Source organism: Nostoc sp. ChiSLP03a, from assembly GCF_034531215.2.
Taxonomy (GTDB): domain Bacteria; phylum Cyanobacteriota; class Cyanobacteriia; order Cyanobacteriales; family Nostocaceae; genus Nostoc.
The window spans coordinates 1-13,363 of the sequence record NZ_JAVRBQ020000078.1 but is presented as its reverse complement, the minus strand read 5'-3'; the positions used below and the strand labels follow the sequence as shown (position 1 = coordinate 13,363).

The 13,363-nt window shown below is 41.4% G+C and carries 12 protein-coding genes and 1 pseudogene; 9 read left to right on the top strand and 4 right to left on the bottom strand.

Annotated features, from left to right (window positions below; translation table 11 throughout):
* Positions 1–719: 719 nt before the first annotated feature.
* The gene (locus tag RMY32_RS13405) at positions 720–1,946 is read left to right on the top strand and encodes a pentapeptide repeat-containing protein (RefSeq protein ID WP_322713084.1); all 1,227 of its coding nucleotides are present in this window, start codon (positions 720–722) and stop codon (positions 1,944–1,946) included.
* Between the two features lie 227 nt (positions 1,947–2,173).
* A complete protein-coding gene (locus RMY32_RS13400; protein ID WP_322713082.1) occupies positions 2,174–3,703 on the top strand; it encodes a YifB family Mg chelatase-like AAA ATPase in 1,530 nt (509 codons plus the stop codon).
* 16 nt (positions 3,704–3,719) lie between these two features.
* Here the strand turns inward: RMY32_RS13400 and RMY32_RS13395 are convergent, their stop codons facing one another.
* On the bottom strand, positions 3,720–4,361 hold the full coding sequence (locus RMY32_RS13395) for a type I restriction endonuclease (RefSeq protein ID WP_322713080.1): 642 nt from the start codon (positions 4,359–4,361) through the stop codon (positions 3,720–3,722).
* Between the two features lie 222 nt (positions 4,362–4,583).
* On the opposite strand from RMY32_RS13395, the gene RMY32_RS13390 reads away from it, so the two are divergent.
* The 4 genes and pseudogenes from RMY32_RS13390 to RMY32_RS13375 all read left to right on the top strand — a co-directional run.
* Complete coding sequence (locus RMY32_RS13390; protein WP_322713079.1) at positions 4,584–5,600, top strand: YihY/virulence factor BrkB family protein; 1,017 nt, start codon at positions 4,584–4,586, stop codon at positions 5,598–5,600.
* 185 nt (positions 5,601–5,785) lie between these two features.
* Positions 5,786–6,337 carry a DUF421 domain-containing protein gene (locus RMY32_RS13385; RefSeq protein WP_322713086.1) on the top strand — a complete coding sequence of 184 codons (552 nt, stop codon included), beginning with the start codon at positions 5,786–5,788 and terminating at the stop codon, positions 6,335–6,337.
* Positions 6,338–6,377: 40 nt separating this feature from the next.
* Positions 6,378–7,673: an adenylosuccinate lyase gene (gene purB / locus RMY32_RS13380; protein WP_322713078.1), complete on the top strand. Its 1,296-nt coding sequence runs from the start codon at positions 6,378–6,380 to the stop codon at positions 7,671–7,673.
* A gap of 301 nt (positions 7,674–7,974) precedes the next feature.
* A pseudogene (locus RMY32_RS13375) lies at positions 7,975–8,070 on the top strand (IS5/IS1182 family transposase); the annotation flags it as partial.
* A gap of 282 nt (positions 8,071–8,352) precedes the next feature.
* On the opposite strand, the gene RMY32_RS13370 reads toward RMY32_RS13375, so the two are convergent.
* Positions 8,353–9,267, bottom strand: a complete 915-nt coding sequence (locus RMY32_RS13370) for an IS630 family transposase (protein WP_322713076.1) — start codon at positions 9,265–9,267, stop codon at positions 8,353–8,355.
* A complete protein-coding gene (locus RMY32_RS13365) occupies positions 9,267–9,521 on the bottom strand; it encodes a helix-turn-helix domain-containing protein (RefSeq protein WP_322713075.1) in 255 nt (84 codons plus the stop codon). Before RMY32_RS13365 ends, RMY32_RS13370 begins: the two co-directional genes overlap by 1 nt.
* A 481-nt stretch (positions 9,522–10,002) precedes the next feature.
* Here RMY32_RS13365 and RMY32_RS13360 point away from each other — a divergent pair, with 481 nt between their 5' ends.
* The gene (locus RMY32_RS13360) at positions 10,003–10,557 is read left to right on the top strand and encodes a DUF4126 domain-containing protein (RefSeq protein ID WP_322687993.1); all 555 of its coding nucleotides are present in this window, start codon (positions 10,003–10,005) and stop codon (positions 10,555–10,557) included.
* Between the two features lie 112 nt (positions 10,558–10,669).
* Here RMY32_RS13360 and hemH read toward each other — a convergent pair whose 3' ends face one another.
* A complete protein-coding gene (hemH, locus tag RMY32_RS13355; RefSeq protein WP_322692588.1) occupies positions 10,670–11,836 on the bottom strand; it encodes a ferrochelatase in 1,167 nt (388 codons plus the stop codon).
* Positions 11,837–11,929: 93 nt separating this feature from the next.
* Here hemH and RMY32_RS13350 point away from each other — a divergent pair, with 93 nt between their 5' ends.
* Positions 11,930–12,553 (top strand): class I SAM-dependent methyltransferase, encoded by a 624-nt coding sequence (locus RMY32_RS13350; protein ID WP_322713073.1) that lies wholly within the window; start codon positions 11,930–11,932, stop codon positions 12,551–12,553.
* A gap of 95 nt (positions 12,554–12,648) precedes the next feature.
* Positions 12,649–13,176: a DUF29 family protein gene (locus RMY32_RS13345; protein ID WP_322713072.1), complete on the top strand. Its 528-nt coding sequence runs from the start codon at positions 12,649–12,651 to the stop codon at positions 13,174–13,176.
* Positions 13,177–13,363 lie beyond the last annotated feature (187 nt).

Sequence of the window (13,363 nt, the reverse complement as noted above, 5' to 3'; positions counted from 1 at the left end):
TGCTAAGACTTTTGGACAAATACTCAGCACTCTCCGATATTTCTAGATTGAAAGGACGTGCCATTGTTTACTTCTAGTTTTGATTCTTTCCCGCCCTTTATTCTACAGTTCTATGCAGCCTCACATAGAATTGGTATTAGGTTAGGGTTTGCAAGTAATCTGAGTAATTGAACTGGTTTAAGGTTACAGATTTGAAACTATTCTTCACAAGTAATATGGTTTTTTTAATTCCCTGGAATACTCTTGGTAATCCCGAAAAATATTGTGCCCCAACAGCGTGTTGATATAAAAAGTTTATTCTCTTGTCAAAAATTTATCTCATCCTATTGACAGTACTTTTCAAGTAATTGAACTACACTACTTTTCATTCTCCGTCTGGATCGTGGACTAAATACCTGAAAATTTTATCAAATCAATCTGAGTGAAAAAGAGTGTAGAGATGTAGCATTACTAAGTCTCTACGCGGTTTCTGGATACAGCATATTTAATTTCATCAGATGTCTAATCATTCATGAATCATCAGATCCCTGACTTCTCTAGAAAGTCGATAATCTTGTCGAGCGTCAATGATTCAGGATTGGTATATAGATAATTTTTATCTATTAGATTTAATAGTTCGCCAATTTTATCCGTGTTTGTACTCTATCATAACTTTACGGATACTCTTAGAATCAACCTAAATTTATTTCCGTAAGGAGTCGGATATGAAGACTTATGACATGTCTTTCATAAGAACCAATGGACTCACGACCTTGTTGGCATTTGTCTCAGTTATATTTATTTTATCATTCACTCTAATTATATTATTTTTTGAAAATATTCAAGGATTTTCAAATCAAGAAAAAATTGAATACATCACTCAAGCTTTAACAACAATTGCCATAATTATTGGGGGATTGGCATTAATTCTTAATGCTTACTATACCTCTAAACTCTCTATAGATGAGAATCACAGCTTGTTAACGCAACTACTAGCTGGAACAATAGCTTGGGATAACAATATCGTAAATTGTATCAATCAGACACAACTAACTCCCCAAGAAATTTTTTCCGAACGCTTTTCTAAAGCGATTGAACAACTGGGAAATGAAAAGATTGAAACGCGATTTGCTGCAATTTATGCTTTAGAACGAATTGCCAAAGATTCCCCGAAAGATCATTGGACAATCATGGAAATCCTCGCTGCTTTTATCCGCGAGAATGCCCCGGTGAATAGGGAATACGAGAATGAGTCACTGCAATCATCAAAACTTCCTACAGATATTCAAACAGCCTTAACTGTTATTGGCAGACGCAATTCATCTAAAGATCCAATCAATCAGAAACTTGATTTACGCAATACAGACCTTAGCAATGCAGACTTAACAGAAGCGAATCTCTCTAGAGCAATTTTTGTCGGAGCTAACTTGCAATGGGTCAATTTTACCAAAGTAAACCTTTCTGAAGCAGACTTATCAGTGACTTGTCTTTGTGGCTCAATCTTTTATGAAGCCAACCTGCAAAAAGCAATCCTCCCAGAAGCCAATCTCCAAGGCGCAGTTCTTAGAAAAGCAAACCTTTCCCAAGCCATCCTTTACGATGCCAACTTGGAAGGGACAGTTCTTTGTGATGCCAACTTGAAAGGAGCAGTTCTTTGTGATGCCAACTTAGAAGGAGCAATCCTTTGTGATGCCAACTTAGAAGAAGTTAACTTTGAGGGTAGCAATCTCCAAGATACAAACTTGATTGGCAGTAACTTGCAAAGGGCAAAACTGGCTGGCGCTAATCTAGAAAGTGCATTACTTAGTACAGCTAACCTCCAAGAAGCTAATTTTCAAGAAGCTAACCTCTGTGGAGCCAACTTGAGCGGCTCGGAAAATGTAGAATCACAGCAGATTGAACAAGCAATTGGCGATCGCACAACCACCCTACCGGAAAATCTGAAAATACCCCAACACTGGCGGTAATAACAAGCTAAAGTTTCAGCATCTAGTCTAAACACCAATTCTTAGGAGAGCGCTAGTTTCCCAAAGAAGGTAAGAAACTGACAATTCCTCGCCAGTGCGATCGCACCACCACAATCAAATGTGGATGAAAATTGCTGTAATTGAGAAAAATCGTCTATGTGGTTTCACTAATGTCAATCTCCCAACTCATCTGCTAAAGATCCTAAAGGTTTACTGTTATATAAGCAATGCTTGCTAGAGTCTGGAGTGCATCAATTGTGGGCATCGATGCCGTCAAAGTAGGCGTAGAAGTCGATGTGTCAGGGGGATTACCGGGAATTGTTGTCTTGGGACTTCCAGATTCAGCGATTCAAGAATCCAGAGAAAGAGTCAAAGCAACTTTGAAAAATACTGGCTTTGCCTTTCCGATGCGAAAGATAGTAATTAATTTAACTCCGGCAGATTTGCGCAAAGAAGGCCCCTGTTTCGATTTGCCTATTAGTGTAGGAATTTTGGCGGCTTCTGAGCAAGTTAGCGCTGATTTGTTGGGGGATTATCTATTTTTGGGCGAAGTCTCTTTGGATGGCAGTTTACGTCCTGTGGCTGGTGTATTACCGATCGCAGCAGCAGCGCAAAAGATGGGAATTGCAGGTTTAGTTCTCCCTGTTGATAATGCCCAAGAAGCAGCAGTGGTTGAAGATTTGGCTGTTTACGGCTGCAAGCATTTGTCTGAGGTGGTGGATTTTTTAAATAATCCAGGGCGTTACAAACCTGTGCAGATAGATAGTACAACACAGACAACAACAGTATCCTATCCTGGTGCAGATTTACATGATGTAAAAGGACAAGCTCATGGGCGTCGTGCTTTAGAAATTGCTGCGGCTGGCGGGCATAATTTAATTTTTGTCGGGCCGCCTGGTAGTGGGAAGACGATGTTAGCAAGGCGCTTACCGGGAATTTTACCACCATTGAGCTTTGCCGAATCTTTGGAAGTGACTCGCATTCATTCGGTAGCTGGTTTATTGAAAAATCGTGGTACACTGGTACGCGATCGCCCTTTTCGCAGTCCTCACCATTCGGCATCCGGGCCTTCTCTGGTCGGTGGCGGTAGCTTCCCTCGTCCTGGAGAAATCTCATTATCTCACAGAGGCGTGCTTTTCTTGGATGAGCTGACAGAATTTAAACGAGATGTTTTAGAATTTTTGCGCCAACCTCTAGAAGATGGCTACGTCACAATTTCCCGCACCAAACTATCGGTAATGTTTCCCGCGCAGTTTACTTTAGTTGCCAGTACTAATCCCTGTCCTTGCGGTTACTATGGCGATACCATCCAACAATGTACTTGTTCTCCTCGCCAACGCGAGCAGTATTGGGCAAAACTTTCCGGGCCGTTGATGGATCGAATTGATTTACAAGTTGCAGTGAATCGCTTGAAACCAGAAGAAATTACCCAACAACCGACGGGAGAAACATCAATATCAGTACGCGAACGAGTACAACAAGCAAGCGATCGCGCAATTACCCGTTTCCAAAAAGAAGCAAATCTGCGTTGCAATGCCCATTTGCAAAGTAGTCATCTTCAGAAATGGTGCAAGTTAGATGATGCTAGCCGCAATTTATTAGAAGCAGCAATTAGAAAGTTAGGTTTATCGGCAAGAGCAAGCGATCGCATTCTCAAAGTAGCACGAACTATTGCAGATTTAGCAGGAGAAGATGAGCTACAAACCAATCATGTAGCGGAAGCGATTCAGTATCGTACGATAGATAGAATGCAATAAAAGGGAAAAGGGAACGCTAAGACGTAGGAGAAATTAACTGACCAATACGCTTGAGAATTTGCAAAACGGCGTACAGTTCTTTGGCGGATGCAAAGGGAGCAAAAACTCTTGACAAATCGTACTGCGGTGTATTTGTTTGCGTCACTTTGACAAATAAAATATCGTCTCCATTCGTTACCATCCCAAACACAGGTTTACTGGGATTGGGGTTAGCCATCATATAAGCTAAAGCTTGCGGTACAGCCGACCAAACTGAGAGTGTGGTTTTTTTCGACTCCAACACCATCACCCATAACCGATCTTGCAACACTAAAACATCAATTCGTCCGCGCAGTATTTCCTCGTCATCATCCAGAATTAGTTCCACGGATGATTCAGCCTTAATTCTGAAAGGAGGATCGTAAAATCCAGAGAGTGCAAGTATTGGTGACACCAACAACAATATGACTGTCCCTTCTAGTAAATCACCTCCGGCACGGTGATAAAGATATCTGCGCCGCACAACATCCACAGAAGCTTTTTCCACTTCTGTAATTTCAGACAATCCCTCATACCACTCTGGGAAAAATTGCTCGTTTTCAACACGGACAAAACCAAATTGATTTTCTGCATCCTCTAGAGTGGTAATCGCTTCTGTAATTGCTGCGGTCTGTGTCATTGCTTCTAGGTAAAAATTACTTTGCTATATCAACATCAGCGCATCTTTATTATCGCCAATTAGCGCCGCAGCTACGCCCGTCCTTAGACATCGCATTGTCATAATTCTAAATTCCTCCCCAAGGACGCTTCACAAACACCCTTGGGGGGATGCCGCGACTCAGCAAATCAGTATCCAATATAGCAGGGACTAAGCAACATCCCTTACAAGGAGACTGATTGGATGAATTTGCAAGAAATTTGGAAGTTACTACAAGAGACATTCAAAGAATGGAGTGACGATAAAGCCTCGCGGTTAGCGGCGGCGTTAGCTTATTACACGATTTTTTCCATTGCACCGTTGCTAATTATTGTAATTGCGATCGCAGGTGCAGTATTTGGAGAGGAAGCGGCAAGAGGTCAAATTGTCGGACAAATTCAAGGTTTAGTCGGGGTAGATGGCGCCAAGTTTCTCGAAACAGCCATCCAAAATGCTAACCAACCAAAAACAGGAGCGATCGCTTCGATTATTAGTGTCCTAGTTCTACTAGTGGGCGCTACAGGTTTATTTACTGAGTTGCAAGATGCCATGAACACGATTTGGGAAGTTAAACCCAAACCTGGACGTGGCATAAATAACATGATTCGCCTCCGCGTTTTGTCCTTTGCAATGGTGATTGGAATTGGCTTTTTACTTTTAGTTTCTCTAGTAATTAGTACGATATTAGCAACCTTAGTAACATATTTTAGTAACTTATTGCCAGGTTTCGATTTCATCTGGCAGATTGCTAATTTAGTCATCTCTTTTGCAATAACTACAGTACTGTTTGGACTAATTTTTAAAGTTCTACCAGATGTCAAAATTGCATGGAGTGATGTTTTAATTGGAGCTGCTCTTACCTCAGTTTTGTTCTCTATTGGGAGATTTTTATTAGGACAATATTTAGGTAATGGCAGTTTTGGATCGACCTATGGTGCTGCTGGTTCACTGGTGGTGATTTTAGCTTGGGTTAACTATGCCGCACAAATTCTTTTCTTCGGTGCAGAATTTACTCAAGTTTATTCCCGAAGGCATGGCAGCGGCATAGTTCCAACTAAAAATGCTGTACATATATCTGATAACACAAACTATAATGGCAAGGCGCCAACAGAACAAGCATCGAGTCAAAAAAAGCCATCTTCTCGCTTTATTAATCGCTTTTTTCAGTATTTTAGGAAGCCTAAACGCTTAAAAAAGAGAAGAAAAAATCAGCGTTTTTAATCTTTAATTACTGGAGATTTATATTGATAAATCTGATAGATATTGAAGTATTTAATATCCCATCCAAGTAATTAGTTATTCTTGCCATAGGATATGAGTAAAGTATTCAGTAATTCTGAATTCTGACTTTTTTTATACTGGATTTTTTCCAGAAGCCCATTGAACAAGGAAGAAAATCAGTGCTAATGGAAAAATGGTTTTTTATCAATTGGCAAGCAATTTTTATTCCTAGCATCGGCATCTTTGAGTTGATTATCCGTGGATCGCTAGTCTATTTAGCGCTGTTCTCAGTACTACGCCTACTTCCTAGCCGACAATTAGGAACACTAGGAATTACTGATTTACTTGTAGTTGTACTATTTGCGGAAGCTGCTCAGAATGCTATGGCAAGTAATTACACATCGATTACTGAAGGCGCTATTCTGGTAGGAACAGTGATTTTTTGGAGTTACTTGCTGAACTGGTTGGGTTACAAAATTCCCCAGTTCCAACGTTTCCTGAATCCGCCACCGCTGCTATTGGTAAAAAACGGTCGGATGATTGAACGCCATCTGCAACGAGAGTTAATTACAGATGATGAGTTGATGAGCAAGTTACGTCAGCAAGGTGTGGAATTTTTAGCTGATGTGAAGTTCGCGTATATGGAAGCTGATGGCAGGATTAGTATTATCATGTCGGATTCAAAAACTGCTTCCGTCTCTGAGCAAAAAGTAACGTTAAAAAGCGATCTACATTAATTAAACTGTAAAATATGACGGTTGTATTCTGTGCCGAACTGTGATTGAGCGTTATACTTTGCCCGAAATGGCTAATCTGTGGAGTGAAGCCTATAAACTAAAAACTTGGCTGCAAGTCGAAATTGCTGTTTGTGAGGCTCAAGCTGAACTTGGTTACATTCCATCTGAGGCCGTTGAGGAAATTAAGGCCAAGGCAGATTTTGATCCAAAGCGGGTGTTGGAAATTGAGGCTGTAGTCCGCCACGATGTCATTGCTTTTTTGACAAATGTCAATGAATATGTTGGTGATGCCGGACGCTACATTCACCTGGGTTTAACTAGTTCGGATGTTTTGGATACAGCTTTAGCACTGCAATTAGTTGCCAGTCTGGATATATTATTGCAACGTCTGGAAGATTTGATTGGTGTAATTCGCCAAAAAGCACGGGAACATCGTCATACAGTGATGGCTGGCCGATCGCACGGTATTCACGCAGAACCTATTACTTTTGGTTTTAAACTAGCTGGTTGGTTAGCAGAAGTGTTGCGACACCAAGAACGCCTGAGAATACTCCGCAAAACGATCGCGGTGGGTAAAATTTCTGGTGCAGTCGGAACATACGCGAATATTGAACCGCGTGTAGAAGCGATCGCTTGTGAAAAACTCGGACTCGAACCCGATACAGCCTCAACCCAAGTTATTTCCCGCGATCGCCACGCTGACTACGTGCAACAATTAGCTTTGGTAGCCGCAACCATTGAACGCTTTGCTGTAGAAATTCGCAACCTACAAAAAACAGACGTTTTGGAAGTTGAAGAATTCTTCGCCAAAGGTCAAAAAGGTTCCTCAGCCATGCCGCACAAGCGTAACCCCATCCGTTCGGAACGACTGACAGGAATGGCACGACTCGTCAGAAGTCATGCCGGTGCAGCTTTAGAAAACGTTGCTTTATGGCATGAGCGAGACATTTCCCACAGTTCAGTAGAACGGGTAATTTTGCCAGATGCTTGTACTTTGACGCATTTTATGTTGTCAGAAATAACCGATTTGGTGAAAAACTTGTTGGTCTATCCTGAGAACATGAAACGCAATCTCAACTGTTACGGCGGCGTTGTGTTCAGCCAAAAAGTGTTACTGGCTTTGATAGACAAGGGAAGCAGCCGAGAAGAGGCTTATGCGATCGTTCAAGAAAGCGCTCACGCCGCTTGGAATCAGCCAGAAGGAAACTTTCAAGACTTGATTAGCAAAGATTTGCGTGTTACCCAAAAGTTGTCTCCAGCAGAACTAGAGGTTTGTTTTGATCCCCAGCAACATCTGCGGCATTTAGAAGAAGTTTACCAACGATTAGGTATTTAAGATTAATTTACTTGTAGTAGGCGTTTAGGCACTTACTATAAGTAAATTACCCCAAAAATATGCAGATATCATCAAAAAAGATATATAGCCGTAGCTACATAGGTTAGGAAAATGTTGATTGCTAAAAGCCTTGATTTCACGCTTGTTTATACTCAATAACTGCCTTGAAAATAAGGCAGGAGGCAGGAGGAAAAGACATTTTCATTGTTCCTTGTGAGTGCAGCTCATGGAATCTCTTGCAAAAATGTTTTGTCGTATGATTAAAAATTTGGCAATTTGCGATTAGGAAATTTGATTAGCAGTGAAAATAGAGAAAGCTAAACACTTTACTTCAATAAAATTTAAGCGTATGGCTGGAGTAAGCCGTCAAACCTTTGAGTTAATGGTGGATGTAGTTAGTTAACGTGAGTTCGATGAACCTCTCCCTCCCAACCTCCCTCTCCCACAGAGAAAGGGAGGAGCAACGAGAAATTAGAGTTTTGGCTCCTCTCTCCGTGTCGGAGAGGGGTTGGGGGAGAGGTCAAAAAAGGGCTTGTCGAACTCGCGTTTAGTTAAAGCTGATGCTCAAAAGAACAAGAAAATAGGTCGTCCTCCATTAATTATTGAAGACCAAGTTTTAATGGTGATTTAGTATTGGAGAGAGTACTAAGTACACGTCACCATAAAAAAGGGTCGGAAATTATGCGGCAATCGCGAGGTCAGTTGGAGTAATATTCTTGGAGTCTTGGATCAGGCATTTTGCAAGAACTTTCAAAGTTGACTTTTCACTCCAATGAAAAGGGTGCGCGACAGTATTCCATTCATTGATAAAGGCTTTCAAGCGTTCGCTCAAATCCTTTTTATCAGCAAAATCCGCGATTTTTAGACGTTTACGTTGGAGAATACTAAACCATTGCTCAACCTGGTTCATCCACGAACAGTGGACAGGGGGGTGATGAAATACAAAACGTGGGTGTTTAATTAACCAAGCTTGTACCTTTTTACCTTTGTGTACACTCAAATTGTCCAATACCAGATGAATTGTTTTGATGTACGAGGGAATCTCTTTGTCGAGATACTCAAGGAAATCAATAAATTCTTCTTGACGTTTACGCTCATAAGTTAGTCCCCAGACTTGACCTGTGCGGGTATCAAATGCCGCAAATAAGTTGACTGCCCCTTTACGTTCATATTCATGCTCAAGCCTCACAGGTAAATCTGGCAAGGCTGGTAAAGTCTTGGCTTTGCGTGGTCGAGGTTGTAAATTCGTTTTCTCATCAACACACAACACCATTTCATCCTCTTTCAACGGTCGAGTGTATAAACAACTAATTTCTTTGATGCTTTTAACAAATGCTTCATCTCTTGGGGCTTTTGGTGATAACCACAAATGATGCCGCCAAGGTTTTAGTTTATTGCTATTTAAAATTCGCCGAACAGTAGAAGCGGAAATACTATTAACTATTGTTGCGGTTATTACTTGACGCGCTAATTCTGTACAATCCCACTGCGATAAAGAACGCTCCATCATATCAGGACGCTCGCAGGCGATCTTAACTAGGTACAATGCAACTTGAGGGGGAAAAAACCGGGGGTCTTCCCGGTCGTTTGCCATCAGGAAAGTCCTTCGATACCTTGCTCTATAAACCGTCTTGCCCATTTTCTCAGGTGACGCTCTCCCATTCCTACATAAAGGCTTGTTTTACTGAATCTTTCCCCTGATGCCAACATTAATATTGCACGGGCGCGTTTTGCTAAACCCACAGGGGTTGTTGACTTACGTAACCAACTGTTTAATATGTCTTGTTGTTCTCCAGTTATTTTAATCCGGATACTTGAGATACGTCCCTGCATATTCTGGTTTCTCATACCACCCGACAAAAAATATCTTCCTCTATTTCCGACCCTTTTTTGCGGTGACGTGTACTTAGTGGATGGTGAGGTTCCATACTGGATACGCGTTTGATGAAAACGATTACCGCGATGTTAAGGCGCTCTGTTACCATTTCGGCATCATGCTGCCTTTGGAGTACGAAGAGTTTGAGAAGAACTGTGGATAATAGACTTCTTGGCATTTGTCGGGGGAAAGGGGAAAGGGAAAAGGAAAAGGAATAAAAAAAACCTTTCCCCAATAAAGATGAGTCCTTTTTCCCGCAAGAGTGCAAAAGTTACTTTTGCAAGAGGTCTAATGTTTAGGATGAGCCTGTTAAAAAAACTGCGCCTAAATTTTGCTGTATAAAGATACCAACAATATTTAATATTGCAATCTGTTGGATGCTCGAATTATTGCTAGCACTGGGTAGTATACATTACAAATACTTATTTATTTATTAGTATTACGAGTGCTTTGATGATTGAAATCCTAGCCACACTTTCTGCCTCTGCGGCAGCAGGAATGAGAATAGGCATACCTTTGCTAATTATTGGCTTATTGCAGGGTAGCAACTTGTGGTCACAAGTTCCAATCTTATCTCACATTTCTCCCCCAATATTATTATGTTGCCTCACCAGTTGGTCATTAATTGAATTATTAGCCTCAAAAAAGCTTTGGGGGCAAAGATTGCTCCAAGTGGTTCAGTTATTCATGTCTCCCCTTGTAGGGGCGATTATGGGGTTAGGAGTAGCTACAGCAACAGCAACCCCAAACTGGCTGATTGCCATAATTGGAGGTTTATTAGCTTTGGTACTCCAGCTCGTCCAAATTGGTTGGTTCTATCGGTTACGTGGTTTACCGTTGTGGGCAGTCTTCCTTCAAGATACCTTGTGCATTGCTTTAGTACTATTTGCCTTTGATGCTCCTTGGCAAGGAGGAGTAATTGCTTTAATACTGCTTTGGTTTGCAGTTCGTAGTGCTAAACAGTGGTATGACTGGTATAACAAAGGCAGAAAAGGGCATGGGGCATAGGGCATGGCAGACAAGTGAGATGAGGAAGTATGGGAAGTAGGAAGACTAAGGGGAGATTTGCACTAAGCTTTTCGCCTCTGCCCAATGCCCAATGCCCAGTCCCCAGTACCCTTTACTGCAAAAGCCCAATCATGTGCAAGAAGCCGTGACCGGTAATCAGCTCTACGATTAAGGCAATAAAACCTAGCATTGCAATCCGACCATTCCATACTTCAGCACTAGTTGTCAGACCCCATTCCCAACGCTCTTGAGGGTACATCTTGACCATTTTTTTCATTTGAGCAGCTTGCGAAAGCTTGAAACTGGGGTTTCTCAGCGCATCAATCACTAATTCGGCTAGTGCATTAATAAATACTGGATGGGTATTAGGAGCCGGTACGCGGCGGAAGTTGTGAATTCCTGATTCTTCGGCTACTTCTCGATACTCAATATCAATTTCTTGTAGTGTCTCGATATGCTCTGAGACAAAACTGATTGGCACAACAACCAAATCTTTCACGCCTTGCGCGCCTAGTTCTTTGAGGGCATCTTCAGTATAGGGTTGAAGCCATTCTACTGGCCCGACACGACTTTGGTAAGCTAAGGTGTGGGCATTGGGTCGATTGAGAGTCTGCATAATCAACGCAGTACATTCTTCAATTTCCGCCTGGTAAGGGTCGCCTGCTTCTTCAACGTAGCTTTTCGGAACGCCATGAGCGCTGAAGAATATATGAACCTCATCCGGGTTGGGAAATTGCTCAAGTTCTTGGGCTATGAGTTGCGCCATTGCTTGAAGATAGCCCGGTTGTTTGTACCAAGAAGGAATAACGGTGTAATCAATTGGTTGAAGTTTTGGATCTTCTCGCCAAAGCTTGTCTAAAAGCCGGAAGCTGGAACCACTAGTGCTGATAGAAAACTGGGGATATAGTGGTAATATTACCAGGTGTTCTACCCGATCTTGGGTAATTTGTGCGATCGCCTCTTCTGTATAGGGATGCCAATAACGCATTCCCACGTAGATATTAACTTCTTGCCCCAAAGAATCTAACTGTTCTTTTAGAGCTTCCCCTTGGGCTTCTGTAATCCGCCGCAATGGGGAACCACCACCGATTTGCTTATAATTTTCTTGAGATGTTCTGGTTCGCCGTGTGGCAATAAACCAGGCTAGGGGCTTTTGCAACCAGCGAAATGGTAGGCGAATAATTTCCGGATCGGAAAATAGATTGTACAAAAACGGCCCGACATCTTCTAGCTTATCAGGGCCACCGAGATTGAGTAATAAGACGCCTACACGACCCATAGCAGTTACTTTCCCCCAATCTTTTCAGGTTTTTTACTAATGTTAACAATATATCTTTATTAAATATAAAGCTTAATAGCAAGGAAATATGCAATGGCAACAATTTTAAGAGATTGGAGTTACCGCTATCAGTGGTTCTATGATGGTATCTCTCGTTTAGCAGCCTTAAGTGTAGGTGGTGAAGCCCGTTTTCGGCAATTTGCTTTGCAAGGCTTAACAATTCACTCAGATACTCAGGTTTTAGATTTATGTTGTGGTAGTGGCCAAACGACGGAGTTTTTAGTAAAAGCTTCACAAAACGTAACAGGATTGGATGCTTCACCCAAGTCTTTGCAACGAGCGCGGCTAAATGTCCCGGAAGCTTCATACATAGAAGCTTTTGCTGAAGAGATGCCATTTGCAGATAATTTGTTTGATGTGGTGCATACCAGCGTTGCATTACACGAGATGCAGCCTCAGCAATTACGAAAAATTATTAATGAAGTTTATCGGGTGCTGAAGCCGGGAGGAGTGTTTACGCTGGTGGATTTTCACGCTCCGACAAATCCGATATTTTGGCCTGGGATATCGGTGTTTTTGTTGTTGTTTGAGACGGAAACGGCTTGGGAATTACTGAAAACTGATTTAGCTGAGTTGTTAGCTAAGACTGGCTTTAAAGTGAGTAAGTTTACTTTATATGCAGGTGGGAGTTTGCAAGTGATACAGGCGAATAAGTGAACAATGCTACTTTATTAATGGCAGCTAAGAGACTCTGCTATTAATAAAGTATAGGTTGTTTTCATATAGTACTTAAGCAGGTAGGCAAAGAAAAAATGACGCAAGAACTAATAGACCTCAAAAAGAGTATTTTGGAAGGACGTTATGCAGATGCATTAGCGATTGTAGACGAATTAGAAGGCATGAGTAAACAAGCTATTCTGCGGAATATCCAAGCTTATTTAAGGATTCTGCTGATTCATTTGATTAAGAACCAAGTAGAACAACGATTAACTGGTTCATGGGCAGCTTCTATTCGTAATTCAATTAGAGAAATTAGAAGTCTTAATATCAAAGATAATAAAAAATCTCACTATATTAATTTAGGTGAATGGGAGAGTTTAATAGAAGAGGAAGTGATTGAAGATGCGATCGCTGATGCTAGCGATGAAGTAATGAATGGAGTATATAATCAATTCCAACTGTCTGAAATAGTGGATAGGAACCAAATTATTCAGACTGCATTGAAGTTTTTGGCGCTAACTTATTCTTATTCTTATTCAGCTAAGGAGTTACCCGCAGTTTTGGCTGAAAATTTAACTCAGTTATCCGGTGGAGAAGATTGGAAAACAGGTAAGCGGTAAAATTTTTTAATCCCTAATAGGGATTTAGATAAATTGCAATTAATTCCTAGCATTGCTTGTCGTCTCATTTGCTTGTTTCAATCCCTAATACCAATTTAATGTGAAGTTGCACATATCTAGATCCCCCTAAATCCCCCGATAAATTGGGGGACTTTGATATGTTTTTCTGGTTCCCCCCTTTATAAGG